This is a genomic window from Kibdelosporangium philippinense, from assembly GCF_021390435.2.
Taxonomy (GTDB): domain Bacteria; phylum Actinomycetota; class Actinomycetes; order Mycobacteriales; family Pseudonocardiaceae; genus Kibdelosporangium; species Kibdelosporangium philippinense.
On record NZ_JAJVCN010000002.1, the window covers coordinates 2,288,715 to 2,312,671 of the forward strand.

The following is a 23,957-nucleotide window of genomic DNA, read 5'->3' on the forward strand; positions in this document are numbered from 1 at the left end:
TTCACCGTTCTCGTAGGTTCCGTGGCGGCCTGCGGCCTTGGCCCGCCGGATCGAGGAGAGCAACGGCCCGCGTGGCGGTCTGCAGGTCCGGCGCGTCCCAGAGGCGCTCGCCTGTCCAGGTTTCGCTCAGGGACCGGTACAGGTCCGACATCACCGGCAGGAACTCGGGCGGGAGTGGCGCTGGCCGCGGCCACCGGCTCCGGGGCACGCCCTCGGCGATCAGCCTGTTGACCGGCACCTCGAGTCCGTTGTCGACGTACCAGTTCCGGATGACCTGTTTGCCGCAGTGCACGCCGTTGAACATCAGGCGGCTTTCATCTGGTGTGCCGGGGCTGTCGGCAAGCACGAGGTTCGCATCGCTCGACATCATGAACTCGATCTTGCCGTCGGAGTGACGCAACCCGAGTTCGCGTGCGTGCCTGGTCAGCACGTCGTTGACGGTGACGGTGGTGTTGTGCATTGCCTGGAACTGCTCGTCACTTAGGCCGGCGAGGCGCTGGACCTCGGACCCGCCGATGAACCGGTTGACGTCTTCCCGCGTCGTCGCGTACTCGATGATCGGATGCCGCAGCGTTTCGCCGACGGCGGGAATGCCGTCGAGCCCGACCTCGGCCGGTGTCAGCGCGCCGGCTGCGAGTCGGCGGTGAACGGAGCTTCCTTGAGGGAGCTCGTTTCGGAAGAGGACCTGCATAGGAACCAGGTAGTTTCCAGCGTCCGGGGTTCGCGGCCTCGCGTCCGGGTCCGGGACGCGCGCGAGAGCGAATTCGATCCGATTCGGAGCAATGAACTGGCGGAAATGCGTGCGCACGCCCGCCGCCTCCAACATCTCGAAGTTGAAGACGGCCATGCGGCAGGTCGCCTCGCCTTTCCCAGGGATCAGGTCCGGCATCCTGCCGTAGTGGAACACCGTGTAGTTGTCCGTGTACTCGAAGATTCCGACCCCCTCCCTCGTTGCCGTGGGCGGTTCGAGAATCTCGAGGTTCTTGGTCGAGTGGAGGACGGGCATCATGCTCCCTGGTGCGACGGCCTCGTGCCGTCATCTGGCGGAGTCCGCCGATCTTGGCGGTGCTGCGGCGTCCCGGCGCTCGTGGCGAAGCGTGCGGCTGCCACAGCGCCATCCTCGTCGGTCGCCAGGTGGCCGTCGATCATCGTGATGACCTGCATTCCGGCCGCGCGGGCGGAGGTGACACCGTCGGGAGCGTCGTCGACGGCGAGGCACCGGTCCGGCGCAACGTCGAGGTGGCGGGCAGCCTCGGCGAACAGGTCGGGAGCTGGCTTGCCGTGCATGACGTCCTCTCGTGCGACGACAGCCGCGAACTCGTCCATCAGGCCCAGCGCCTCGATCCCGGGATGGACCAGCAGTCGGCTGGCTCCCGAGGCCACAGCGCAGGGCAGTCCAGCGCGGCGAGCGGCGCGCAGCAGCGAGACGACGCACGCGATAGGGGTGATCATGTGCACGGTGGCCAGCAGATGTGTACGGCTGTGTCTGATGATCTCGTCGTGGGGCAGCAGCTGGCCGCCCGGGAGCGTCGTCAACAGGTCGTGGATGGACAGGCCGACGTGACGGCTATACCAGTCGTGGTCCAGGTCGAGGCCATATGGCTGCAGCGCCGCTCGCAGCGCCTGCTCGTGACTGTCGATCGTGTCGGCGAGGGTGCCGTCGAAGTCGAAAACCAGGGCCTCGACGCCATCGGGAATCGCGGGCACGCAGCTCCTCGTTGGAGCTGAGTCCGGGCCGATCGAAGGGTGCGCCGTCCGACTCATGCCGGCGCCGCATCCCCACGACGGCCGCAGCACATGCACCGGGCCCCGGGGCCCTGCCACGGCTCTCGCACGCAGCCCAGGCCGGTCCTGGCGCCATGGATCCATGCCCGGATCTGCTCGGCAGCCTCGTGCTCGCCGACGCTGCGCCGGTCCACGACTCGGTAGCGTGCCGGATCGGTGGCGGCGACCCGCTCGTAGAGGGCGGCTGCGTCACGCATGAACACGGCCTGCTCAGTCGTAAGGACACATTGGTCGCGCTGTTGCGCGCGCGCAACGGCTTGTGCGGCGTCGTCGGTGACGAGGATCGTGAGGTCGGGAAGCGGCCGGTAGGAGGACGCAAGGTCTAGCAAGGCGGTTGCCGTCCGAAGGGCCGCGTCCGGGTTGTCGGGGTGCAGCAGCAGCGCTTGGCATACCGCTGTGGAGTCGACGCTGCGGCCCTCGGCGACGGCACGTCCGCTGGACAGCGCGGGTACGACGGTGTCCAGGTCATGGCGCTTGATGGCTAGCAGGATGAGTGCATCGGCCAATGGAGCGCCCCCGCGCAGGAACGGGTCCCCGGCGCTGGCCTCGCGCAGCGCGCGAAGCAGAAGTTTGTCTAGTCCCGGACGCCCGGTCGTCCGCTGGGAGAACCCGTCGAGCATCAGCGGCTTGTCGTCGAGGGCGTCGATGGCGCGTTTGGTCAGGTATGTCTTGCCGACTCCGTTGATGCCCTCGGCGGCAATCAGCGGGCCGCGGGTACAGGAGTGGCGTACCTGTGTGGTCGTCATGCGGGCAGGTCCGTTCGGGGACAAGGACAAGGCGCTGTCGGAAGGGGCGGTCCCGAGGGATTTGTCGATGCTGGTTGTGGGGTGTCGGTTACGGAACCCATGCGGTGGCCTCTCGGGCGATGACGGCGGCGTAGCGGTCGAGCGTGGTCTCGGTGTCGCGTTCGGTGAGAACGACGGCAAGGGTGTGGTCGAGGATCTGCGCGGCGCCGCGGCACGGCCGGTCAGGGCTGGTGAACATGGGCCGGGTGTCGCAGGGCACAAGTCGGAAGCTGCCGGTGGAGTTCGGCACTCCCTGCTGCGCGAGATGTTCGGCGAACGCCCGAGGGTTCGGCAGGTCGATGTGCAGCAACGGGGCGAAGCCATTCCACTCCTCACCCGCAGCTGGGGCGAGGGCGGCCAAGCCGGGTGTCTGTTCCAGGGCGTGCAGCACCCGGCGGGTCTGTTCCTGGCGCAGCTCGACCAGGTGCGAGATCCTCCGGAGGTTGGCCAGGGCGATCGCGGCCAAGGGGGCGGCGAGGCGGGAGTTGGTTGCCAGGCGGCTCAGCGGGGCTTCGCCCGCCGGAGCCTGCTGCCAATGGCTGCGGAACGCCCTCGCGTGCTCCGCCACCTCGTGGTGGGTGGTGAGCAGGAAGCCGCCTTCTCCGCTCCACAGGATCTTGCCGTCCTTCATGCTGAAGCAGCCAGCAGTGCCCGCCGTGCCCGCCCGCTGCCCGTCGCGCGTGGTGCCGGCGGCCTGCGCAGTGTCCTCGACGACGTCAAGGTCGTGCTCGGAGGCGAACGACGTCAGGTCTGTTGGGTTCCCCATCCGGCCCCACAGGTGTACCGGGATGATCGCCCGGGTTCGTGAGGTGACCTTCCGGGCGGCGTCGTCGTAGTCCAGGTCCAGGGTGGCCGGGTCGCTGTCGACGAACACCGGCGTTGCCCCGAGAGCGTGCAGCGGCGCCACCGTCATCACGACGGTCAGCGCCGGAACGAGAACTTCGTCGCCCGGGCCGATACCGCAGGCAGACAAGGCTGCGTGCAGAGCTGCGGTGCCGGAGGCGACCGCCACGGCGTGCGGGACACCGAACGCAGTCGCCAGTTCGCGCTCCAGTTCCGCGGCGACCGGTCCGCCGCTCGGGTCAGGCATCTGCCGGAGTGCCGCGCCGAGCCGATCTTCGAGTGCCTGTGCGTCGCCGGGGGTGTGCGGAATCGTCATCGGGCAGCCCCCTCGTTCAGCAGCAGCTGCGGCATGCTTGGCACGAGGGGCCACATGTTCACGCAGTCTCGGCTGAAGAGTGAGCAGTCCGTGCACTTCGGCCTCGTGGCGAACAGCGTGCGCGCGTCGCCGTCTCGGATGGTGCTTCGCCGTTCGGACGTGGTGGCGGCGATCCGGCGATCGGAGGGGCAGTCCCAGACCGAGCCGTCGGGCTGGATGAAGAACAGGCGAGCGCCGCCGAAGCAGTCGGGGACATGTCCGCTGTCGTGGGTGGAGATCGCGGCGACAAAGCGCTGGACGTACGAGGGGTCGGGCAGGTTCAGCCCGTGGGGGTCGCTGTAGAGGCGGTCGAGCTGCTCGCTGACGTCGGCGACGTCGCCGGAGGTGTGGGACATCTGGTGAAAGAGCTTGTGGTCGGGCGCGAGGGAAATCGGTTGCGGCACGTAGTAGTCCACGCCGAGGTCGGCGGCCAACCGCGCCACTTCGGTGATCTCTTGCGGACGTGATCGCGTGACCACGGTGTAGATCCCGACCCTGGGCGCGGCCCGTCCGGCGCGGACGCGGAGCAGAGTCTTGATGCCATCCAGGACGTCGTGGTAGCCGAAACGGCCCGACCGCGAGGGTCGCATCCGGTCGTTGGTGTCCGCGTCCGCGCTGTCGAGCGATACGGACACGCCGTCGACGCCGAGGTCGACGAGGCGCTCGGCCACGTGCGGGCGGGTGAGCGGGACACCGTTCGTCGCGATGACGACTTGGCAGCCCGCGTCCTTGATCAGGGAGATGACTCCGAGCGTGCCGGGCCAGTCGAGCGGCTCGCCGCCCGCGATAACCACCCTCTCGACGTCCGAGCCGGCCAGCGTGCGCGCGAACGCTGTCACAGCCTCGGCGGACAGGTCGGTGCGGGACAGGTGCGACAGGACACCTGCCTGCCCCGGCGGGTTGTCCTTGTGCTCCTCGATGGTGCCGAAGTAGCAATGCGGGCACGCGAACGCACACGGGGAACGCAGGCCCCACAGCAACGTCACGTCACGAGGCATGGGCGGCCTGCCGATCCAGCAGCGTGGTCACGATGTCCTCGACGGCGGCGGCAGTGTCCTGCGGGGACAAGTCGCCCACGTCAACGAGGGTGTACCGCCCGGGATCGTCATCCGCCGCCGCCCGGTACAACGCGTCGATCTGTTCGATCACCCGTACGTCCGGGGGCACCAACGGATGCCCGATCCGGTCGGCGAAGCGCGCCGCACACACCGTGGGGTCACCCGTGAGCAGGATGGTCACGTCCGGGAACGCCCTCCACCGCCGGAGACTCGAGAGCACGTGCCGCACCACCGCTTCCGGCGACGCCTCCGAATACTGCGAGCACAGGATCGCCGCCTGGTACACAGCGACGGAGTCCACGGCGCGGTCCTCGATGATCACGTCGACTCCGGCCAGGTCTCGCTCAGCCAGGCGCTCGGCCTTGCGGACCTGCAGCGCGAGCAGAGCGAGGGTCTCCACGACCGGGTGGCCCGTGCGCAGGAACGGGTCGCCCTCGGCGCTCAACGCGGCGATCACCAGCCCGGGTAGCGTGTCGCCGGGCTGGTCGGTCAGCTCATCCAGTAGCAGACCTCGCGCACCGAGCGTGGCGGCGACCGAACGGGCCGCGCTCGTCTTCCCGACGCCGTTGATACCTTCGATGCTCACCCACAGCGGCGTGGCACCAGGTATCGGCGTGGTGATCGACATCGTCATGATGGCCTCCTGCAGACGTAGAGCAGTTCCGTGGCGACCTCGGGAACGGCGACGGCGGAGACCGCGTCCAGCAGCGCCTTGGGCACGCGTTCGACCAGGTCGCGGTACCAGATGGCTGCGGTGTCCCCGTAGCGGTCCGTGAGCGCGGTCGCCAGGACGTCCGGTGCGGGCGGCAGCAGGCCCAGCACGTTCTCGATGACCAGGCCCGTCTCGCCGATGACCTGCTCGACCTCGTCTCGCGACCACTCGTAAACATGGACGCGGTACTGCAGCGGGCGCGGCGGGGGGCCGACGGCTGCGGGGGGTGGACAGGTAGAGCACTCCGCCCGGCGCCAGCGCGGCGGCGGTGTTACGCAGGCTCTGCGCGCCGAGTTCGAACGGCAGATGCTCCAGTGCCGAGGTGTAGAGCGCGATGTCGAACGACGGCAGCGCTGGCCAGGGCTGGGCCACGTCGCATTCCACCAGGTCCACGGGGAACGGGTCGCCGTACCTCGCGCGCAGAGCCTCGATCCGCTCGCGGGCCTCATCGAGGTTGTCCACGCTGATGTCCAGTCCGACGTATCGCGCGATCTTCGGCGCGTAGCGGTAGAGCAGCGGCAGCGCCAGCCCGCGGCCGCAGCACACATCCAGCACCCGCGAGTCCGGCGCGCACTGCTCAGCGACGATCAGGTGCTGCAGGAGGTTCATCAGGCCCGACGCCTTGGCTTCACCGCGGCCCAGTGCGTGGTAGAAGTCGTCCATCTGGTTCGTGCTGTAGGGCCCCACCATCGGGGTTCCTGGCCGGGTCGCGTACTGCTCCGGCAGTTGCGCAGCGTTCATCGATGTGCTCCCTGTGGATCGTCCAGGTGGAGTGCCGGCGCCGCCGTGACGGCGTACCGGCGCGGGTCCGGCCCGCCGGAGTACGTCCGGTTCTGCCCGCTCATCCGTGGTCTCCGCGTTCGTTGGCTTCGACCTCGGATTCGCTGAGCGCGGAGCGGCCCCGCAGCGAGGCTGGCACGATCAGGTCCTCGCTGGTCAGGACCGGCTCGTTCCACGGGAAGACGACCCAGTCCAGCGTGTCCCACACCCACGTGTCCGGTGTGAAGGCCGACGCCTTGCTGCGGCAGAGCGCTGCGGCACGCACGGCAGCCGGCGCCAGGTGCGTAGCCAGCCACGGAATCACCGCGCGATAGGTCGAGCCGGTGCCGCAGATGTCGTCGACCAGCAGCACCCGGGCACCGTGATGCGCCGCCAGCGCCGCATCGGGTTCCTTCGGCAGCTCGACCTTCCCGGTCGCGGGAACGTGCAGGTCGTCGCTGTGATTATGGCGGGCCGTCAGCTCGACAACCGGCACGCTGTAGTGGCTGGCGAGCAACTGGGCCAACGGAACTCCCCCGCGCGCGATCCCGACCACCACGTCGGGCGTCGGCTCCTGCCCGGCGATCAACGCGGCAGCGGAGGCGAAGGCGTCCTGCGTGAGGCGCCAGATGCGCCGGTGCTCGAAAACGCGCTGTATCACCGCTTTGTCGATGTTCTTGGTCATCAGCCGACCTGCCATGTGCCGGTGGCGAAAGTGAGAAACTGTTGGGAGAGAACGGGGTCACTGTGAAACCGGCCGCCGGCCTGATGTGTGGTGGTGCGGGCGGTTTCCATCTGCACTCCCCGTACGCTCATGCACAGATGCGTGCCGCGCACGGTGACAGCCACGTCCGTGCTCTCGATCAATGCAGCGATCTCATCCGCGACTTGCCGCGTGAACCGCTCCTGCACCTGAAGGCGGCCCGCATGCCGCTGCGCGATCCGGCCGAACTTCGACAGGCCCAGCACCTCGCCATCGGGCACATAGCCGACAGCGACGTCGAGGTGCATGGGCAGCAGGTGGTGCTCGCACAACGACCAGACGCTCATGCCGCCGATCACGACCAACTGGCCGCTCAGGCTGCTCTCGATGAAGCACGTCGGCGCGGCCGACGAGTCCGGGGAGAGAAAAGTGCTCCACCACGCGGCGACTCGGTTCGGCGTGTCCACCAGTCCGTCCCGTGCGGGGTCTTCACCGAGTGCGGCCAGGAGCTGGCTAACGAGATCGGCGACGCGCTCGGTGTCGACCGGCCCCGGCGGGGTCGGCTGGAGCTGCGGTGCCAAAGCCAGACTCCCGCCGACCGCAGGGCTGCAGACGGTGTTGGTCATAGACGTTTCCTCGCTTCCGCGTGACTGGAGAAACTGGGCTGGGCACGACGAAGGTCGAATATGTACGCGCGCCGGGAAGGCGCCCCGCCGGGAAATCCGCGACGACCCGGACGGTCCTCATCAGACATTCAGCCGTAGCCTTCCGATGCACTTGCTCCGGAATAATTGGTACGTAGGAAAGTTGGCCTTCGTACTCGGCGATACTCGGTTGGCATCATCGGGCACCGGTCAGGATGTGGAGCCGAGTTGACACGTTCCACCCTCGGGCGGTTGCCGGGTCGTAGAGCGCGTCCATGCCGGCCAGTACTTTCTCGCGGGCGGTGCCCTCCGGCATCACCCACACCGGGTCCAGTTGGTATTCCTTGACGAGCTGGGCGATCTCGTCGAGATCATGATCGGGGTCGGTAACGACGAACTTGAACGCCGCACGACCAGTCCCGGCCAGCGCGGCGAGCGCATCGGGCTTGATCCGAACTCCATAGGACATACCGGAGTTCGCGAGTTTTGGGCTCACCACCCACAGATCGACCAGGGGCACCAGTTCGGGGATGGGTATCCTCGTTCCGTTGGTCTCGACCTGCACCCGCGATGGTCCAACGCCGCGGGCGACGGCGACCATGGCAGGTTGCTGCAGCATGGGTTCCCCGCCGGTGAGCACCACCAGGTCCACGGCGCGTTCGCGCACCCACGACACCAGTCCGGTGACGGGGACTCTCTCGCTGACCTCGGTCGGGTTGTACTTTGTCCAGTCCCAGCTTTCCGGGGTGTCGCAGAAGCCGCACCGGAGGTTGCAGTGAGAGAACCGAACGAACGCGCAGCGCTGACCGGTCCATGGGCCCTCGCCTTGGAACGACTCGAACTTCTCGGTGAGGATCGCGGTGCCCTGCACGCGCTCGGGCAGCAGCGCAGGGGCGTTCACGCTGCCCCACCCCGTTCCCACAGTCCTGTGGTGGTTCCCGACTCGATTCGTGCGGACACGAGGCGACCGCGGATCTTCGGCTCGAGGTTGTCGACGAACCAGTGGGCGAGGTGGGCGACCAGCGCGGGACCCGCGCGGCGTAGCCCCTCATCGGTGCCGACCGCACGCAGGTGTGCCGCGAACGGCTTCAGGTCACCGAAGTCGGTGACGAAACCGAATTCGTCGAGGTCGTCCGCTCCCAGGACCAGCGTGATGTCGCCGTGGCCGGTCGGAAAGGTCTTCGAGATCGTGATCTCGCCGGTGACGCCGTCACAACGAGCCGAGGTGGTCGTCGTCTCCGACACCACCATTGCGACCAGCATGATCGGCGCAGCCGATTCGATGGTGTCCCGGAACCACTCGGCGAGGTGAGCAGTGAGATGTTCACACGTCGGGTGGAAGGGGACCCGGTCGTTGAGGAGACGGTGGTCGAATGTCTCGGCGAGGTAGTCCCCCAGGGCTGACAAGCTCTCTCGTGCGCCGTCACGTACGAGCGCCGAGGCAGTAACCGAATAGTTGTGCCCGTGGTTGCGGTGACATTTGTGACTGTCCGGCAACAGCCTCAGTTCGTGGCTGGCACTGAAGTCAAACCTTTCTGAGATGGTGATCTGCTCGTCTGCGAGGGAATTCTCGCTCGTAGCCTTTGCCTTCATGTGGCCCTCCTTCCTCGGTCCTGCAGAACGAAACTTGGCCGACGTGAGCCGGCTGGCACGTCCCTCGTCAGGAGACCCGGGGTACCGCGCCGGTCGGCTGTCCGGTGGCAGCCGCGTGCCTGCCGGAGGTGGCCCCACGAGGTCCGTCGTCGGCGATCAGGTGCCGGTGGGCGGTGGTCCACACCGAACAGGGGTGGCGGCGAGGACGTCGCCACCCGGAGCACTGTGGGCATCGGCCGTGTTCATCAGGGTGGTGCGCGGCGAGCAAGTCTCGCCAACCGGTGGTGAGCCGCGAGATCTCCGTGTTGGCAAGGGCGGCGCGGGACGGCTCATCGCCGTCGGCCACGAGCTGGTCCAGGTAGTCCAGGCGGCCGTACACCGCATCGCGCATGGTGCCAGCGAGAATTTCATCCATCGTGCTGCTCCCTGTCGAGCCGGGTGTCGGACTGGCGAGTGGTGGGCGGTGACGGCTATGGCCGGGCCAGCGGCCAGAGGCGAGTGTGCAGGTCCGGTGGCACCAGTTCGCCCAGCCGAACACCGGCGGCCTGGACATGGTGGGCGGCGTTCTCGAAACGGGCGCAGGGCCACGATTGGGTGGAGCAGAGCGGGCACGCACGCGGATCGTCCGGCGGCGGCAGGTGCGCGGACATGTCGTCGATCGCCTGGGCGGCCCGGCCGACCGAGCTGTCGGCCGGGACGATGACGGCGACGATCTCGCGTATCCCGCCCATGATTCACGTCGGACCGGTCGGGGTCTGGTAGACCGGCAGGCGACGTCGGCCGCACTCGACGTCAGTAACCAGGTCGTCGAAGCCGGTACACAACTCGCCGAGTTGGTGCAGAGCCAACCGGGCCCACGTGGACGCGGCCGGGCCAGTGGCGTTGTTGGTGATCAGACGGGAGCGGGCCCATACCGATGCGAGCCGGTCAACGAGTTGGCCCAGGGTTTCGGTGTTCAGCACCGTGGCGCGGGCTTCGCCGAACTCGACGGCCGCCCAGCGATCGATCTGCTCGATCAACACCGCGCAGGCGGTCTCCCGCGCGGCGAGCGTGCGAGCAGCGGCGGCCATCACGTGGTCGTCGGCGTGGGGATCGTGGATGAGTTGGAAGGCCTGCGCGCGCATGTGATGCTCGGCGGCCAGCTTCGCAGCGACCGCGATCACTACGTCGCGGTCGCCGGCTTCACCGGGGTGGCTAAACGCTCGCACCACTGTCGCGGCACGCGGAATCTTGAGGCGCCGGTGGCCCTGGTGGTGTTTAGCGGAGACGGGATCGTGTTGCATCACGACACTGGAAATGTGAATCACTCCTTTGGAGGTGGCGTTGGGAGCCGCTCGCCCGGGGGAGCCCCAGATGCTGGCCCGTCACGTGATCGGCCGGTGTGCAGACCGGACAACCGGGCGGTGGCGAACGCGAGGGCACGGGCCAGAGCTTGGTCGTGGCCGTCGGCGGGCAGTAGCTCGTGCGGTAGCCGCATCTCGTGCAGGACCCGGCTGACGTAATGATCGGCCAACACGCGGAAGTCACTGTGGGAATCGCGGATCTTGTACCCGCCCGGGGCCGTGCTGGGGTCCAGAGTGGTGCACAGCATCAGGTCGTAGTGGCGGCTGTGCGCCTTGACCAGGGATTCCAGGTCGGCCACGGCGGCGATGTCGGGCTCTTCGTTGCGGTAGGCCAATGCGGCGCGGTAGTAACCCAAGGCATCGGGAACGGCACGGTCGACCAGGACCACATCCGCGTGCAGCCACGCCTCCAGCTCGTTGCTGATCCCTCGGGTGATGATCCACAGGGTGGAGGTGAAGGTGTGGTTGAACGCGATCGGCAACCCAAGGCGCTGTGCTTGTTCCCCAAGACCAGTGACAGTGGCGACGTCGATGTCCTGCAGCCGGAGTTCGTGCGCGAGGCGGGCCACAAAGGTGGATTTGCCCGTGGAATGGGTACCAAGCACGCCGATGGTGATCGGCCTTTCGAGTGAAACGCTCACCACAGTTCTCCTCGCCGATCGGGCTCGTCGGCTCGGTCGAAGCCGGGCAGCCGCGCGACGCGTACCGACCCCGGCCAGTCCAGGCCGGACTGTTCGGCCAGGGCGAGCAGCAGCGTCACAAGGGCCTCCTGACGTGATGTCCGGTGAGCTGATTGCCATGTGACCAGGAACACCTATGCTCACGGAATGGGGCAAATCCGCGACAGCGTGTGGTTGGACCTTGTTGCCCCCTCCGTGACACGCACAGCGCCAGGAGCCCACGATGACGGACGACACGGCCGAGACCACGGCCGGCGGCGGGGACGTCGAGCCCGCAGCGGCCCTGCTCGCCGAGGAGATCCGGCGCCGCCGTCTCGCGGCCGACCTCAGCCACGCCCAGCTCGGGGTGAAGATCGGGTACTCCCGGCAGTACGTGTCGCTTGCCGAGCGGCCTCGCAAGGGCCTGCCCTCCGCCGACCTGGTTCGCGCCCTCGACCACGGCCTGGGCGCAGACGGCGCGCTGCTCGGCCTGCGTGAGGAAGCCGAAAACGCCAAGCAAGCACGGCGCCGCTCCCGCACCGGCGCGCTGGTGGCGGGGATATCGATCCCGGTCCCCGGCCCGCCGCCCGCCGGTGTCCCCGGGCTCGCCTTGGGCACCGGGCGTAGCTCCGAGGACGAGGTTGCGGTGCAAGCACCGGCGGGCCGGTTCTTCACCGGCACCGAGATCGCGGCCAGGGCGTATCCGGCCAGCGACGACGGCCGCATCCTCGCCACCGTGCCGACCGGGTTCGCCGACGATCCGTTCCTGCGGCGGCCCCGGCGTGGACTGGTCGTCGGCGTCACCCAAGGGGACGGGCACGGTCCCGGCCTGTTCGGGCTGGACACCCGGCAGGCTCGCCGCCGCCTCGCCGGGACACCCGATCAGGCGCGGCTCTTGATGTCGCGTGCCTACGCGCTCGACGACCTCACCCTCGGCATCCTCTGGGCGGTGGCCAACCTCGACGAGGCACTGCTGGACGACGACGGGCCCTTGGACGACAGCCGGGGGCAACTGGCCGCCTACGAGCGATTGCCCCGTTCCGCGGCCGGGCGGGAGATCGCCGGCGACCTCGCGCCGGTGTCGCAGATGTGGCTGGGCTCGCAGTTCTGCGCCAGCCACATCCTGCGCCACACCGAAAAACTCACCGACATCCCGGCGTTCTGGACCCGCGAGCAGCGCGGCGAAGAAGCCAGCACCTGGCTGTTGTTCGCGCACAAGTACGCCTACCTACGTCAATCCGGCGGCGCACGCCCCGGATCGGATACTGCGCCCACCCGCGCGTTCTGCATCCCACCATCGGCCGTGGCTGACTCCAGCCGTCCCGAACGGATCATGCTGCTGCTCGCGATGGCGCTGATGGAGTCGTTCGGTATCACCGTCAACGTAACTGCGGAGCCCGAATACGCCGCCGTCCCCGGCTTCGTCTTCGACGGCCAACGGCACGCAATCGTCGCGAACTGGGTCGGCACCGACGGCATCTGGCAGGTCGACGTCACCGACACCTCGCCGCTGCTGCGCGAGTTCGCCGACGCCACCGGATACGCCCGCGCCCACTCGATCGCCGCCGCCGAGACACCGGACGAACGACTGCGGGCGTTGGCGGAGTACCTCGACCTCGATTGGGCCTGGCTGGTCCGCCGCTGCGCCGAACTCGGCGAGTACGGCAGCAGCGGCATCGCCCAACCCCGCAGCCGCCTGCTGTCCACCGACGGCGTCGATCAAGCCTGCCGCTTCCTCGCACAGGCCGTTCACTGCTGAACTGAGACCAATCCAGAGGCGAAGCAAGCAGCCCAGCGTCGTGGGCGAGGTGACGCCTAACGTCGCGCTAGGCTGCCTCACCGATCCCACATCGACCCAGGGAAGGGGCGTCCTGTGCCCGAATTCTCCACCAACTCGGCACGCCGCGTGGTCCTGTTCGGGTTGGGCGGCACGATCGCCATGACCTCCACTTCGGGCGGCGGTGTGGTGCCTGCGCTGTCCGCAGATCAGCTCGTCGCGGCCGTGCCCGGCCTGGCCGAGTCGGGCATCTCCATCGAGGTGGAGGACTTCCGCCGGGTCCCCGGCGCGTCCCTGACCATCGACGACCTCACCGCGCTGGCCACCGCGATCGAAGCGCGGCTCGTCGCGGGCGTGGACGGCGTGGTGATCACCCAAGGCACCGACACCATCGAGGAAACCGCCTACCTGCTCGACCTCGCACACACCCGGCCGGAACCGGTCGTGGTCACCGGAGCCATGCGCAACCCCACCTTGGCCGGGGCCGACGGGCCAGGCAACCTACTGGCCTCCATCCAGACCGCCGCCAGCCCGGACGCCCGAGACCTCGGCGCACTGGTGGTGTTCGCCGACGAGATCCACGCCGCCGCCCGCGTCCGCAAAACCCACTCCACCAGCGGCCACACCTTCGCCTCCGCGAACGGCGGACCCCTTGGCTACGTCGTGGAAGGCCAAGCCCGCGTCCTCAACCACCCAACAAGCCGCACCACCATCCCGGCAGCTGTCGAACCCCGTTCAGTCGACGTCGCGCTGGTCACGGTGGTGCTCGGCGACACCGGCGCCCTGCTGCGCCCAGTCGCCGGCACTTGCGACGGGCTGGTCGTGGCCGGGTTCGGCGTCGGCCACGTCCCCGCCACTGTCGTGGACACGCTGACCGAACTGGCTGCGGCGATGCCCGTGGTGCTGGCCTCCCGCACGGGAGCCGGATCGGTGCTCTCCCGCACCTACGCCTTCCCTGGATCCGAATCCGACCTGCTGGGCAGGGGCCTGATCTCCGCAGGCTTCCTCGCCCCCTTCAAGGCCCGCATCCTGCTGCATCGCCTCCTGGCGAGCCGACACGACCTTGCCAGTATCCGCGCCACGTTCGCCCGCGCCGGCGGCTACGCCAGCCTCGATCAGCAACCCGACCATGCCAACACCACCGTCCCGGGAGCCGCCCGTGCGTAGCCATGAATTGACTCTTGGCCGCAGTTTCGCCGTCGCCTTCGACCACGGAGACCACTTCTTCACTGCCCTCACCGACTTTTGCCGCGACAACGGGGTGCGTCAGGGCTACATCCCCGGCTTCATCGCCGGATTCAGCGAGGTCCAGATCGTCGGCACCTGCGACAAACTCGACGACCCGAACGCACCCGTGTGGACCAAGGTCCACCTGACCAACGTCGAAGCCTTCGGCGGCGGCACCCTCGCCTACGACCCAACCAACAACAGCGTCGCGCCACACATCCACGTCGCGGTCGGCCTCAAAGAACACAGCGCCGTCGGCCACACCAGCCACCTCCTTGGCGCACAAGTCCAGTTCCTCACCGAGATGCTCGTCATCGAAGTCGCCGCTCCCCAGATGCACCGCGTCCGCCAACCCGACCTCTACGACGTTCCGCTTCTGCGGTTCGACCCCAACTGACCTGCTCGACAGACCTGTCGAGGCCAAACGGGTCGGATAGTCGCGCCGGACGGCAGCTCGATGCCAACGACCGCAATAGGTTCCGGGCATGAAGACGGTAGAAGTCCCGGTATGGCTCGCGGTCGTCGTCGCACTCGGCGCACCGCTAATACGGCAACCGCAGTCTGGGATGTTTGATGCGTTGTCGCTGGTAGTAGTTGTGGCGGTGTAGGTGCCGAAAACTCCATCCGTACAGGTCAAGCGGCGTGGTGATATTCGTGGAGGATGCCGCCGAGTCGATCTTGTCGCCGGATGTCGAGATGTTCGAGTGCGTGTGGTTTTGTGATGGGTGGGGGAAGTGATCGTTGTGGTGCTGCGGCGTGTAAGGCGCGGTGGGGTCGGTGCTGGTTGTAGAAGTCTTCGTACTCGCGGAGCGCATGTAGGAGATGTGCTTGGTTGAGGATGAGGGTGCGGTCGAGGAGTTCGGTTCGGCAGGTGCGGATCCAGCGTTCGATGATCGCGTTGGACCGAGTCGTCGAATGCACCCGATGGAGCCGGTGAGCAACGAGTTGTGCGGGTGACGCATCCGTTCCATCCGTTGCGTGGGCAGGAGTTCGAGTTCGTGGCGCGCCGCAACAACTGGGGTGAGGATCGGGTCTGCTTCCATGATGAGCGCGGTGAGCTGAAGTCCCTGCCCACGGCTTGGACCGACGTGGTGGAGCCGGATCCGTTCGTGGTGATGGCGGCCGGCCGTTCGCCGTTCCGGATCCAGGACCTGCTCGCGTTGGCCGATGTGCTGGCGAGCCTGCGTCCCTGACCGTCTGAGCTTGATCCACGTGTCAACCAGATTGCGCCGCGAATGTCAGGGCAACTATGCCGACAATGGTCATCATTCGTTGCTCACGGAGGCACACGACCGAGTGAATAGCGGTTGTCCTGCTGGAGAAGTACAACATCGCATGGTTAGAGTCACCGCCCATCGCGTCAAAGTTAGATAGACAAGATCATGGTGGTGGAGCAGGCATGGGCAGGCGACGGGCAGACCCGAAAGCCGAGACGTTGCGTGAGTCGCGAACACTGAACCCGCATCCGGAGTCGGTGGCCGACGAGCGGTTCACCGACTCGGAGTTCTTCGACGCCCGCGACCTCGTGCAAGTCAAGTACGAGATGGTGCGCCGGGTCGAAGTCGACGGTGTCTCGGTGACGACCGCGGCGGCGGCGTTCGGGTTCTCCCGGCAGAGCTACTACCAGGCCGCGGCCGCGGTGGCCGAGAGCGGACCAGCCGGCCTGGTTCCCGCCAAACCGGGGCCCAAGGGTCCGCGCAAACTCACCGACGAGGTCGTCGACCATCTCGAGGAACTCCTGGCCGCCGACCCCACGCTGCGATCGTCGGCGCTAGCAGAGCTGATCCAGCAGCGGTTCGGCACGCGCGTGCACCCACGCTCGATCGAGCGGGCGCTGGCTCGCCGCCACACGGAATCCAAGGAGCGACCCAAAAGCAGCCCCTGACATCCCCACCCACGGCGCGGACACCGCCGCGCGATACGAAGAACTACGCGCGGCGGTGCTGTCCGGCCACGGCGAGGGATGGCGGCTGGGCTGGGGCGTGCTGACCGGCCGCGGCATGGCTGCCTGGACCACGGCGCAACAACAGATTCCCGTTGCCGCACAACAGGATCCAGAACCTCGCCCCGCCCCGACGACGGCCGCGCTGACCGGCCATGCCACCGAACTGGTGCGGGTGTTGGCCGGCATGGCACTGGCAGCGCTGCGGCCCGAACACGATCACCCCGCACGCGATCAAGGAGAAGACTGTGAACACCAGCGCCGCCAGCGCGGCGGGCAAGGTCACCCACGAGCACCTGCGGCGTGACGCCTACCTCTATGTCCGTCAATCCACGCTGAAACAGGTCCTGTCCAACACCGAGTCGACCGCGCGGCAGTACGCGCTGCGCGGCCGGGCGGTCGCACTCGGCTGGGCCGAGTCGCAGATCATCGTCATCGATACCGACCAGGGCCAGTCCGGCGCCTCAGCCGCGGACCGGGAAGGGTTCCAGCGACTGGTCGCCGATGTCGGCATGGGACACGCCGGGATCGTGCTCGGTTTGGAAGTCTCCCGGCTGGCCCGCAACAACACCGACTGGCACCGGCTGCTGGAGATCTGCGCGCTGGCCGGCACCCTCATCCTGGACGAGGACGGCCTCTACGACCCGGCGAACTTCAACGACCGGCTCCTGCTCGGTCTCAAAGGGACAATGTCCGAGGCCTTATGTGGACGTCCACATAAGGCCTCCTATGCGAACCCGTCCGTTATGCCGACCTGGCGGGGGAAGTTGTTTGCTCCCAGCAAAATCTGGCTACCAAGTTCGTTATAGTCACAGACCGTTGAGGAACGCGAGGATGGTGTCGGGGGGTTGGTAGCGGCCTGGTGGTGCGTCGCGGGGTGCGGTTCGGGCCAACGCCCGCTCCTTGAGTGCAAGATCGGCATGGATGTAAACCTGCGTGGTGGCCGTGTTTTCGTGTCCCATCCACAACGCGATGACGGAGATGTCAACACCGGCGTGGAGCAGCCGCATCGCGGCGGAGTGCCGCAGGACGTGAGGTGAGATCTTCTTCTCACCCAAGGTGGGACAGGATCGCGCTGCAGTGGCTGCATGTATGGAAACCCGGCGCTGCAAGGCATCCCGGCTCATGGGGCCGCCGCGGCGGGTCGGAAACAACGGGTCGGCAGGCAAACCAGCGCGTTCGGCAAGCCAGGCACGAAGCACCATGACGGCGCCAGCGGTGAGTGGGGTAATCCGCTGTTTTCTGCCCTTGCCCAGACAACTGACGTGCGCGCCGGTGCCCAGGTGGAGATCACTGATCCTCAGGCGGGTGAGTTCGGTGGCGCGCAGCCCGGTCTGGCAGGCCAGCATGAGCAGGGCGTGGTCGCGGCGTCCGGTCCAGTTGCTCGGGTCCGGGGCGGCCAGCAGCGCGGTGATCTCGTCCTCGGTGAGGTAGGTGATCAGGGTGCGGTCGAACCGTTTGGGTGGGATTGCCAGGACCCGCTGGATGACCGCGGCCTGGTCGGGATGGTGCAGCGCTGCGTAGCGGAACAGCGAGTGGATGGCTGCCAGTCGGGCGTTGCGGGTGCGGACGCTGTTGCCGCGGTCGGTTTCCAGATGGGTCAGGAACGCGCCGATCAGCGGAGCGTCCAGATCGGTGATGTCCATAGTGGAGGGTTGTTTGCCGGTCTGTTTCTCGGTGAAGATCAGCAATAGCTTGGCGGTGTCGCGGTAGGCGGCGATCGTGTGGCCGCTGGCCTGGCGTTGCCGGGCCAGTCGGTCGGTGAAGAATGCTTGCAGGGTCGGGGCCAGAGTGCCGCTCATGCGCCACCTGCCAGGTGTTCGGCCAGGCGCTGCCCGGCCAGGGCCATCAGTTCCGGTGCGGCAGAGAGGTACCAAAATGTGTGTTTCGGGTCGGTGTGGCCCAGGTAGGTCGACAGCCTGGGCATCATGGCCGGGATGTCGGCGCCCTGGCGGTACCAGTCCAGCACGGTCGCGACCGCAAAACTGTGCCGGAGGTCGTGGATTCGTGGCCGGCAGGACGCTGAGCGGCGTGTGATCCCGCACCCCTCGGCCAGGCGGGCGAAGACAAGGCTGATGTTGCTGTGTAGCAACCGTGTCCCCCTGCTGGAGAGCAACAGTGCTGGGCTGGCCGGTCGTGGCAGCCGTTCCTGCCGACACTGTCGATAGCGGGTCAGGGCTCGCATCGCGCTGGGGTGCAAGGGAACCAGGCGGTGTTTGCCGAACTTGGTGTCACGCACCATCAGCAATTCGTGCTCGACGTCGAGATCCTCGTCATCAAGGGCGATCGCTTCACTGATCCGCAGGCCGCTGATCGCCAGCAGGCTGATCAGGCTTTGGTAGGTGGCGGCCCGAAGGCGCGGACGCAGCATGGCCGCGGCCTGGATGAGTGACCGGATCTCAGCCTCGGAATACAAGTACGGAGTAGCCCGGCAGGGCCCCACGGCGTGGATCACCCCGGCCGGCGGAACCTCCACACAGGGGTCAAGGCTGTGCAGGTAGGCGGCGAAGCCGCGCACCACGCTGACGCGGATCGCCAGCCAATGCAGGGATGTCCCAGCGGGTAGCGTCGCCCAGGCCAACGCGTTCTCGGTGGTGATGGTGTCGATGCCGTCGTGTTCGAGGTAGTCGACGAACTGACCCAGCAAGCGGCCGGCGTTGGCCAAGCGGAAACCCACAGCGCGACGCAAATCCAAGTAGTCCGCGAGCGCGCGGCGCAGCGGGGGACGTGACTGTGTCATGCCGCCTCACCTGGCCAAGGCCGGGCCAGTGCCCGTAGCGCCTCGGTATCAACCTTCGCGTAAATCGCGGTGGTCAGCGGGCGAACATGTCGTAGAGCTTGGCCGATGTCGCTCAGCGAGCCACCTCCACGCAGCATGGCGGTGGCCGCCGAGTGCCGCAGCCGATGAGCGTGCACCACGCCAATACCAGCCCGTCGGCCCGCGGAGGCCACCGCAGTCGTGACAGCGCCGGTGCTCAACGCCCGATACGGAGCCTGCGCACGAACGAACACCGTCCGGCCCTGGGCAGCGGCAGGGCGTCCGTTGCGCAGATAGGCGACGATCTTCTCCCCGACATCAGCCGGCAGCGGCATCCGATCACGCCGATTACCCTTGCCCCACACCGTGATCTCACCGAGTCGCCAGTCGATGTCGTCTAATCCCAACGCGGCGACTTCACCAGCGCGCAGCCCGAGCCGAAACAGCAACGTGAGGATCGCCAGATCCCGCCGCCCTGTCGAGGTCTGCTGATCACACGAGGCCAGCAACGCGACCACCTGGTCGGCTTCCAGCGCTTGAGGCAGACCTCTCAGCGTCCAGCCCGCTACCGAAGGCACGGCTGTGGCCAGCGGCTGGTCGATGACACCTTCCAGATACAGAAACGTAAGCAGGGACCGGAGAGCCGTCACGATCCGCTGAGCAGACCGAGGCCGCTTCCGACACTGCACCACCACGAACGCGGCCACCTCACCCGCGGTCAAGCGCTCCAGATCAACGTCATCTTCGGTCTTGTTCGCCCTCTCTAGCAGGAACGGTTGTACCAGGCGCACATTCAGCGCGACCGTCGTTTGGGCCAGTCCTCGCTCAGTGGTGAGGTAGTCGCGATAGCGGACCAGTAACTGCTCCACCGGGGTTGTCGCGGCCGCAGGGACCCACGCTGAAACCACCCCCAGATGCTGCAGGTAGCCCACCAGCGGCCGCAGCGCTCGTGCGGTGCGCTCGTTGACGTAGCCGGCCGCGCGGCGGTAAACGAAGTAGGTATCCACCGTCGCGGGGGTCAACTCCGACGTCTCCAGACCCTCCCGAGCCAGCCATCGGCTCAGGTGCGCCATCAACCGCACATGCGCCGCCGCGGTCAGCGGCGTGTAACCCAATCGCTCCAGCTCAGCCCGGTAACCATCAGCATAAGGAGCTAACGGTAGGCACACCCGAGCCCAACACGGAACTGTCGTCATGACCTTCTCCTCTCCATCAAGGTGTTGAGCGAAAAGGAGACGCTGATCAAGGACGCTGATTACGCCGAACTTGGTAGCCAGATTTTGCTGGGAGCAAACAACTTCCCCCGCCAGGTCGGCATAACGGACGGGTTCGCATAGGAGGCCGAACTGCATTTCCTGAAAGCGCGGTTGCGGGGCGGGGTGTTGTCCAAGGCCCGACGCGGCGAGCTGGTCCAGGCCCTGCCGGTCGGCCTGGTCTATGACCCCGTCGGCAACGTCGTGCTCGATCCCGACACCAGCGTCCAAGGCTCAGTGGCGCGCGTGTTCAGCACGTTCACCACCACCGGTTCAGCGCTGGCCGTGGTCAAGGCGTTCGCCGCTGACGGGCTGCTGTTCCCGCGCAGGCTGAAAACAGGCCCGCGCAAGGGCGAGCTGGTCTGGGGCCAGCTGCAACACTCCCGGGTACTGCAGGTGCTGCACAACCCCCGCTACGCCGGTGCGTTCTTCTACGGTCGGCGCACCGATCACCGCCGCGCCGACGGCACCATGACCACCCGCGTCCTGCCGCGCGAGGAATGGACGGTGCTGATCACCGACTCCCATCCCGGCTACATCAGCTGGGAACAGTTCGAGGTCAACCAGACCCGTCTGGCCGCCAACGCCACCGCCCACGGCAACGACCGCCGCGCCAGCCCACCCCGCGAAGGCCCCGCCCTGCTGCAAGGGCTGGTCGTCTGCGGCAAGTGCGGCGGCCGGATGACCGTGCGCTACCACACCCGCAAAGGCAACCACGTCCCCGAATACGTCTGCCAATCCGAGGGCATCCAGCACGGGAAAACGATCTGCCAACGCATCCCCGGCGCCGGGATCGACACCGCCGTCAGCCGATTGCTCCTGGACACGGTCACCCCGCTGGCCTTGGAGACCGCTCTGGCCGTCGCCGACGAGCTCACCGCCCGCGCCGACGAGGCCGACCGCATCCGCGCCGCCGCCGTGAAACGCGCCCAATACCACGCCGACCTGGCCCGCCGCCGCTACCTCGCGGTCGATCCCGCCAACCGGCTGGTCGCCGACCAACTCGAAGCCGCCTGGAACGCCACCCTGCGCGAGCTCGGCGAGGCCACCGACACCTACGAACGCGCCCGCGAACAGCACACCGGACCACTGAGCCAAACACAACGCGACGCCGTCACCGCGCTGGCCGCCGACTTCCCCGCACTCTGGGCGAATCCAGCCACCCCGATGCGGGAACGTAAACGCGTCATCCGCCTGCTGCTTACCGACGCCACCCTGGCCAGGACCGACAGCACCATCACTGTCCATATCAGACTCAAAGGAGGACAGGATCGCACCTTGTCACTACCGATCCCGTTGGCAGCATGGCAAATCCGTCAGACACCGGCCGAGGTCGTATCAGCGATCGACACCCTGCTGGAGGAACACACCGACTCCGAGATCGCCGCCATCCTCACCAGCAAGGGCATGGTCAGCGGCACCGGCCAGCCCCTGCACGCCCGACTCATCCGCCAGATCGGCAAGGCCTACCACCTACGCAGCCACACCCAGCGCCTGCGCGACGAAGGACTGCTCACCCTCAACGACATCGCACGCCACCTCGGAGTCGGCACCAGCACCGTCAAAACCTGGCGCAACCAAGGGCTGCTCACCGGCCGCCGAGCCAACGACAAGAACGAATACCTCTACCAACTCCCCAGCCCCGACATCGCCCGCCCACGACGCGGACGACCACCCCGCAAACCAGCCCCACCCACCGAAACAACCACCACATCAACCACAAGGAGCGCAGTCTGATGCCAACTGTTTCATGCGCGGCAGGCGGGGGAGTGTAAAAATTTCGGTGTAACTGTCCAAAGTGGAGGGTACACCTGTGACTGACAGGACGAAGACTCAGGCCACGACGGCGGCCAGCCCGGTGGTGGATGAGAAGCTCGTGGCCGAACTGGCGAAGCGAGCACAAGCCGAGGGTATGGCGATCAGCGGTGAGGGTGGGCTGATCGCGCAGCTGACCAAGATCGTGCTGGAGTCCTCGCTGCAGGGCGAGATGGACGCTCACCTGGGCTACGGCAAGCACGACCCGGCCGGCCGCAACGGCGGCAACTCCCGCAACGGCACGCGGGCCAAGACCGTGCTGACCGAGACCGGCCCGGTCGAGATCACCGTGCCGCGGGATCGGGACGGCTCGTTCGAACCCACGATCGTGCGCAAACGCCAGCGCCGGCTGGACGGCATCGACGGGATCGTGCTGTCGCTGTCGGCCAAGGGTCTGACCACCGGGGAGATCTCCGCGCATCTGGCCGAGGTGTATGGCACCAGCGTGTCCAAGGACACCATCTCGGCGATCACCGACCGGGTGCTGGAGGGCATGACCGAATGGCAGAACCGGCCGCTGGACGCGGTGTATCCGGTGGTGTTCATCGACGCGATCCGGGTCAAGATCCGCGACGGGCAGGTCGCCAACCGGTCGATCTACCTCGCGCTCGGGGTCACCATCGACGGCGACCGCGACATCCTCGGGCTGTGGGCCGGCGAGCACGGCGACGGTGAGGGAGCCAAGTACTGGCTGCGGATCCTGACCGAACTGAAGAACCGGGGCGTGCGGGACGTGCTCATGCTCGTCTGCGACGGACTGAAAGGCCTGCCCGACGCGGTGAACACCGTGTGGGACAAAACGATCGTGCAGACCTGTGTCGTGCATTTGCTGCGCAACAGCTTCCGGTATGCCTCCAAGAAGGACTGGGGCGTGCTGGCCAAGGACCTCAAACCGGTCTACACCGCACCCAGCGAGCAGGCCGCGCTAGACCGGTTCGCCGAGTTCAGCGAGAAATGGGAACGTAAGTATCCGGCGATCGTGCGGCTGTGGACCGACGCATGGGCCGAGTTCACCCCGTTCCTGGCCTTCGACGTCGAGATCCGCACGGTCATCTGCAGCACCAACGCCATCGAGAGCATCAACGCCCGGCTGCGTCGGGCGGTCAATGCCCGCGGACACTTCCCCACCGAGCAAGCCGCACTCAAGTGCCTGTACATGGCCCTGATGGGCCTGGACCCGACCGGCAAAGGCCGAGGACGCTGGACCATGCGCTGGAAAGCCGCCCTCAACGCCTTCGACATCGCCTTCGACGGACGCCTGTCCGCCGACCGAATCTAACCTTATCAAGATCCAATTACACCGAAAATTTGACAGTCCCGCAGGCGGATGCCGGTGGTGATGGTCGTGATGCCGCTGTCGGCGAGGATGGCGTCGAAGGCGGCGGTGTATTTGTTGTCGCGGTCCCGGATCAGATACCGAACAGCTGTGGCTCCGGTGTCCTGGAGATCCATGATGAGGTTTCTGGCCTGTTGAGTGGTCCAGGCTGCGGTGGGGATGCGCGGTGGCGCTGAGGATGCGGATGCGCCGGGTGGTGTGCTCGATGACGGCGAGGACGAACAGCCTGGCGCCGGTGAGGGTTCGGACTTCGAAGAAGTCCGCGGCGAGGATGGCGTGTGCCTGGCTGCGCAAGAACGTGGCCCAGGTTTGCTGGTTGCGGCGTGATGCTGGGTCGATGCCGTTGGTTTTGAGGATCTCCCACACGGTGGACGGAGCGATCTTGATGGCGAGCGTGGCCAGTTCGCCGTGGATGCGGCGGTAACCCCAGCTCGGATTCTCGCGGGCGAGCCGGAGAACGAGGGTTTGGATGCTGCGGATGGTGGGCCGTCGGCCGGGTCGTTTCGGCCGAGAGGCTCGGGCGTGGTGACGGCGGAGGAGGTCACGGTGCCAGCGCAAGACAGTCTCGGGGGAGATGATCAGGTGGAGTTGGCGCAGTGTGGGTCTGGGG

30 protein-coding genes are annotated in these 23,957 nt (G+C 67.3%); 9 read left to right on the top strand and 21 right to left on the bottom strand.

All coding sequences use genetic code 11. The annotated features are described in order from the left end of the window. Window position 1: 1 nt before the first annotated feature. The 15 genes from LWC34_RS29480 to LWC34_RS57165 form a co-directional block, all read right to left on the bottom strand. Window positions 2–1,006, bottom strand: a complete 1,005-nt coding sequence (locus LWC34_RS29480; protein ID WP_233728343.1) for a phosphoribosylaminoimidazolesuccinocarboxamide synthase — start codon at window positions 1,004–1,006, stop codon at window positions 2–4. Then, complete coding sequence (locus tag LWC34_RS29485) at window positions 1,006–1,707, bottom strand: HAD family hydrolase (protein WP_233728344.1); 702 nt, start codon at window positions 1,705–1,707, stop codon at window positions 1,006–1,008. Before LWC34_RS29485 ends, LWC34_RS29480 begins: the two co-directional genes overlap by 1 nt. 53 nt (window positions 1,708–1,760) lie before the next feature. After that, window positions 1,761–2,531 carry a hypothetical protein gene (locus LWC34_RS29490; RefSeq protein WP_233728345.1) on the bottom strand — a complete coding sequence of 257 codons (771 nt, stop codon included), beginning with the start codon at window positions 2,529–2,531 and terminating at the stop codon, window positions 1,761–1,763. Between the two features lie 88 nt (window positions 2,532–2,619). Then, window positions 2,620–3,729, bottom strand: a complete 1,110-nt coding sequence (locus LWC34_RS29495; RefSeq protein ID WP_233728346.1) for a DegT/DnrJ/EryC1/StrS family aminotransferase — start codon at window positions 3,727–3,729, stop codon at window positions 2,620–2,622. Then, window positions 3,726–4,766: a radical SAM protein gene (locus LWC34_RS29500; protein WP_233728347.1), complete on the bottom strand. Its 1,041-nt coding sequence runs from the start codon at window positions 4,764–4,766 to the stop codon at window positions 3,726–3,728. Before LWC34_RS29500 ends, LWC34_RS29495 begins: the two co-directional genes overlap by 4 nt. Beyond that, entirely contained in the window at window positions 4,756–6,279 is a 1,524-nt protein-coding gene (locus LWC34_RS29505; RefSeq protein ID WP_233728348.1) for a methyltransferase domain-containing protein, read from the bottom strand. The genes LWC34_RS29500 and LWC34_RS29505 overlap by 11 nt, the downstream gene beginning before the upstream one ends. Window positions 6,280–6,379: 100 nt before the next feature. Continuing rightward, window positions 6,380–6,982, bottom strand: coding sequence for a phosphoribosyltransferase (locus LWC34_RS29510; RefSeq protein ID WP_233728349.1), 603 nt, complete (start codon window positions 6,980–6,982; stop codon window positions 6,380–6,382). Next, complete coding sequence (gene folE, locus LWC34_RS29515) at window positions 6,982–7,626, bottom strand: GTP cyclohydrolase I (RefSeq protein WP_233728350.1); 645 nt, start codon at window positions 7,624–7,626, stop codon at window positions 6,982–6,984. Before folE ends, LWC34_RS29510 begins: the two co-directional genes overlap by 1 nt. 214 nt (window positions 7,627–7,840) lie before the next feature. Then, window positions 7,841–8,545: a 7-carboxy-7-deazaguanine synthase QueE gene (locus tag LWC34_RS29520; RefSeq protein WP_233728351.1), complete on the bottom strand. Its 705-nt coding sequence runs from the start codon at window positions 8,543–8,545 to the stop codon at window positions 7,841–7,843. Beyond that, window positions 8,542–9,237, bottom strand: coding sequence for a 6-pyruvoyl trahydropterin synthase family protein (locus tag LWC34_RS29525; RefSeq protein ID WP_233728352.1), 696 nt, complete (start codon window positions 9,235–9,237; stop codon window positions 8,542–8,544). Before LWC34_RS29525 ends, LWC34_RS29520 begins: the two co-directional genes overlap by 4 nt. Window positions 9,238–9,304: 67 nt before the next feature. Further along, a complete protein-coding gene (locus LWC34_RS29530; protein ID WP_233728353.1) occupies window positions 9,305–9,652 on the bottom strand; it encodes a hypothetical protein in 348 nt (115 codons plus the stop codon). 55 nt (window positions 9,653–9,707) lie between these two features. Beyond that, complete coding sequence (locus tag LWC34_RS29535; protein WP_233728354.1) at window positions 9,708–9,968, bottom strand: hypothetical protein; 261 nt, start codon at window positions 9,966–9,968, stop codon at window positions 9,708–9,710. A 3-nt stretch (window positions 9,969–9,971) separates the two neighbouring features. Continuing rightward, window positions 9,972–10,520, bottom strand: coding sequence for a DUF4254 domain-containing protein (locus LWC34_RS29540; protein WP_233728355.1), 549 nt, complete (start codon window positions 10,518–10,520; stop codon window positions 9,972–9,974). 20 nt (window positions 10,521–10,540) lie between these two features. Continuing rightward, window positions 10,541–11,221 (bottom strand): AAA family ATPase, encoded by a 681-nt coding sequence (locus tag LWC34_RS29545; RefSeq protein WP_233728356.1) that lies wholly within the window; start codon window positions 11,219–11,221, stop codon window positions 10,541–10,543. Beyond that, window positions 11,218–11,340, bottom strand: coding sequence for a hypothetical protein (locus LWC34_RS57165; protein ID WP_284051666.1), 123 nt, complete (start codon window positions 11,338–11,340; stop codon window positions 11,218–11,220). The genes LWC34_RS29545 and LWC34_RS57165 overlap by 4 nt, the downstream gene beginning before the upstream one ends. A gap of 143 nt (window positions 11,341–11,483) precedes the next feature. On the opposite strand from LWC34_RS57165, the gene LWC34_RS29550 reads away from it, so the two are divergent. From LWC34_RS29550 to LWC34_RS29560, 3 genes are all read left to right on the top strand, one after another. Next, on the top strand, window positions 11,484–12,998 hold the full coding sequence (locus tag LWC34_RS29550) for a helix-turn-helix domain-containing protein (protein ID WP_233728357.1): 1,515 nt from the start codon (window positions 11,484–11,486) through the stop codon (window positions 12,996–12,998). Between the two features lie 114 nt (window positions 12,999–13,112). Next, window positions 13,113–14,183 (top strand): asparaginase, encoded by a 1,071-nt coding sequence (locus tag LWC34_RS29555; RefSeq protein WP_233728358.1) that lies wholly within the window; start codon window positions 13,113–13,115, stop codon window positions 14,181–14,183. After that, window positions 14,176–14,640, top strand: coding sequence for a PPC domain-containing DNA-binding protein (locus LWC34_RS29560; protein ID WP_233728359.1), 465 nt, complete (start codon window positions 14,176–14,178; stop codon window positions 14,638–14,640). The genes LWC34_RS29555 and LWC34_RS29560 overlap by 8 nt, the downstream gene beginning before the upstream one ends. A gap of 236 nt (window positions 14,641–14,876) precedes the next feature. On the opposite strand, the gene LWC34_RS29565 is transcribed toward LWC34_RS29560, so the two are convergent. Continuing rightward, window positions 14,877–15,164 (bottom strand): integrase core domain-containing protein, encoded by a 288-nt coding sequence (locus tag LWC34_RS29565; protein ID WP_233728360.1) that lies wholly within the window; start codon window positions 15,162–15,164, stop codon window positions 14,877–14,879. Between the two features lie 32 nt (window positions 15,165–15,196). Here LWC34_RS29565 and LWC34_RS29570 point away from each other — a divergent pair, with 32 nt between their 5' ends. Both LWC34_RS29570 and LWC34_RS29575 read left to right on the top strand, forming a co-directional pair. Further along, window positions 15,197–15,436, top strand: coding sequence for a DUF5372 family protein (locus LWC34_RS29570; protein ID WP_233724680.1), 240 nt, complete (start codon window positions 15,197–15,199; stop codon window positions 15,434–15,436). A gap of 206 nt (window positions 15,437–15,642) precedes the next feature. Beyond that, window positions 15,643–16,128, top strand: coding sequence for a helix-turn-helix domain-containing protein (locus LWC34_RS29575; protein WP_233724681.1), 486 nt, complete (start codon window positions 15,643–15,645; stop codon window positions 16,126–16,128). Between the two features lie 43 nt (window positions 16,129–16,171). On the opposite strand, the gene LWC34_RS29580 is transcribed toward LWC34_RS29575, so the two are convergent. Next, window positions 16,172–16,471 (bottom strand): hypothetical protein, encoded by a 300-nt coding sequence (locus LWC34_RS29580; protein ID WP_233724682.1) that lies wholly within the window; start codon window positions 16,469–16,471, stop codon window positions 16,172–16,174. Between LWC34_RS29580 and LWC34_RS29585 the strand changes: the two genes are divergently transcribed. Continuing rightward, window positions 16,434–16,994 carry a recombinase family protein gene (locus LWC34_RS29585; RefSeq protein WP_233728361.1) on the top strand — a complete coding sequence of 187 codons (561 nt, stop codon included), beginning with the start codon at window positions 16,434–16,436 and terminating at the stop codon, window positions 16,992–16,994. The genes LWC34_RS29580 and LWC34_RS29585 overlap by 38 nt on opposite strands. Here LWC34_RS29585 and LWC34_RS29590 read toward each other — a convergent pair whose 3' ends face one another. The 3 genes from LWC34_RS29590 to LWC34_RS29600 are packed head-to-tail and all read right to left on the bottom strand — an operon-like array spanning window position 16,995 to window position 20,139. Further along, window positions 16,995–17,987 carry a tyrosine-type recombinase/integrase gene (locus LWC34_RS29590; protein WP_233724684.1) on the bottom strand — a complete coding sequence of 331 codons (993 nt, stop codon included), beginning with the start codon at window positions 17,985–17,987 and terminating at the stop codon, window positions 16,995–16,997. Next, on the bottom strand, window positions 17,984–18,925 hold the full coding sequence (locus tag LWC34_RS29595; RefSeq protein WP_233724685.1) for a tyrosine-type recombinase/integrase: 942 nt from the start codon (window positions 18,923–18,925) through the stop codon (window positions 17,984–17,986). The genes LWC34_RS29590 and LWC34_RS29595 overlap by 4 nt, the downstream gene beginning before the upstream one ends. Then, window positions 18,922–20,139 (bottom strand): tyrosine-type recombinase/integrase, encoded by a 1,218-nt coding sequence (locus LWC34_RS29600; RefSeq protein ID WP_233724686.1) that lies wholly within the window; start codon window positions 20,137–20,139, stop codon window positions 18,922–18,924. The genes LWC34_RS29595 and LWC34_RS29600 overlap by 4 nt, the downstream gene beginning before the upstream one ends. A gap of 186 nt (window positions 20,140–20,325) precedes the next feature. On the opposite strand from LWC34_RS29600, the gene LWC34_RS29605 reads away from it, so the two are divergent. Both LWC34_RS29605 and LWC34_RS29610 read left to right on the top strand, forming a co-directional pair. Next, window positions 20,326–21,933 (top strand): recombinase family protein, encoded by a 1,608-nt coding sequence (locus LWC34_RS29605; protein WP_233728362.1) that lies wholly within the window; start codon window positions 20,326–20,328, stop codon window positions 21,931–21,933. 121 nt (window positions 21,934–22,054) lie between these two features. Beyond that, window positions 22,055–23,290 carry an IS256 family transposase gene (locus LWC34_RS29610; protein ID WP_233728926.1) on the top strand — a complete coding sequence of 412 codons (1,236 nt, stop codon included), beginning with the start codon at window positions 22,055–22,057 and terminating at the stop codon, window positions 23,288–23,290. 5 nt (window positions 23,291–23,295) lie between these two features. Here the strand turns inward: LWC34_RS29610 and LWC34_RS29615 are convergent, their stop codons facing one another. Beyond that, window positions 23,296–23,463, bottom strand: coding sequence for a hypothetical protein (locus LWC34_RS29615; RefSeq protein WP_233728363.1), 168 nt, complete (start codon window positions 23,461–23,463; stop codon window positions 23,296–23,298). Between the two features lie 22 nt (window positions 23,464–23,485). Between LWC34_RS29615 and LWC34_RS29620 the strand changes: the two genes are divergently transcribed. Further along, window positions 23,486–23,674 carry a hypothetical protein gene (locus LWC34_RS29620; protein WP_233728364.1) on the top strand — a complete coding sequence of 63 codons (189 nt, stop codon included), beginning with the start codon at window positions 23,486–23,488 and terminating at the stop codon, window positions 23,672–23,674. The last annotated feature ends 283 nt before the right edge of the window (window positions 23,675–23,957 follow it).

Excerpts from the sequence above, each read along its gene's own strand:
- LWC34_RS29480 (WP_233728343.1), bottom strand. The coding sequence starts at position 1,006 with ATGCCCGTCCTCCACTCGACCAAGAACCTCGAGATTCTCGAACCGCCC.
- LWC34_RS29490 (WP_233728345.1), bottom strand. The coding sequence starts at position 2,531 with ATGACGACCACACAGGTACGCCACTCCTGTACCCGCGGCCCGCTGATT.
- LWC34_RS29495 (WP_233728346.1), bottom strand. The coding sequence starts at position 3,729 with ATGACGATTCCGCACACCCCCGGCGACGCACAGGCACTCGAAGATCGG.
- LWC34_RS29500 (WP_233728347.1), bottom strand. The coding sequence starts at position 4,766 with ATGCCTCGTGACGTGACGTTGCTGTGGGGCCTGCGTTCCCCGTGTGCG.
- LWC34_RS29505 (WP_233728348.1), bottom strand. The coding sequence starts at position 6,279 with ATGAACGCTGCGCAACTGCCGGAGCAGTACGCGACCCGGCCAGGAACC.
- LWC34_RS29510 (WP_233728349.1), bottom strand. The coding sequence starts at position 6,982 with ATGACCAAGAACATCGACAAAGCGGTGATACAGCGCGTTTTCGAGCAC.
- folE (WP_233728350.1), bottom strand. The coding sequence starts at position 7,626 with ATGACCAACACCGTCTGCAGCCCTGCGGTCGGCGGGAGTCTGGCTTTG.
- LWC34_RS29525 (WP_233728352.1), bottom strand. The coding sequence starts at position 9,237 with ATGAAGGCAAAGGCTACGAGCGAGAATTCCCTCGCAGACGAGCAGATC.
- LWC34_RS29530 (WP_233728353.1), bottom strand. The coding sequence starts at position 9,652 with ATGGATGAAATTCTCGCTGGCACCATGCGCGATGCGGTGTACGGCCGC.
- LWC34_RS29535 (WP_233728354.1), bottom strand. The coding sequence starts at position 9,968 with ATGGGCGGGATACGCGAGATCGTCGCCGTCATCGTCCCGGCCGACAGC.
- LWC34_RS29540 (WP_233728355.1), bottom strand. The coding sequence starts at position 10,520 with ATGCAACACGATCCCGTCTCCGCTAAACACCACCAGGGCCACCGGCGC.
- LWC34_RS29550 (WP_233728357.1), top strand. The coding sequence starts at position 11,484 with ATGACGGACGACACGGCCGAGACCACGGCCGGCGGCGGGGACGTCGAG.
- LWC34_RS29575 (WP_233724681.1), top strand. The coding sequence starts at position 15,643 with ATGGGCAGGCGACGGGCAGACCCGAAAGCCGAGACGTTGCGTGAGTCG.
- LWC34_RS29590 (WP_233724684.1), bottom strand. The coding sequence starts at position 17,987 with ATGAGCGGCACTCTGGCCCCGACCCTGCAAGCATTCTTCACCGACCGA.
- LWC34_RS29595 (WP_233724685.1), bottom strand. The coding sequence starts at position 18,925 with ATGACACAGTCACGTCCCCCGCTGCGCCGCGCGCTCGCGGACTACTTG.
- LWC34_RS29600 (WP_233724686.1), bottom strand. The coding sequence starts at position 20,139 with ATGACGACAGTTCCGTGTTGGGCTCGGGTGTGCCTACCGTTAGCTCCT.
- LWC34_RS29615 (WP_233728363.1), bottom strand. The coding sequence starts at position 23,463 with ATGGATCTCCAGGACACCGGAGCCACAGCTGTTCGGTATCTGATCCGG.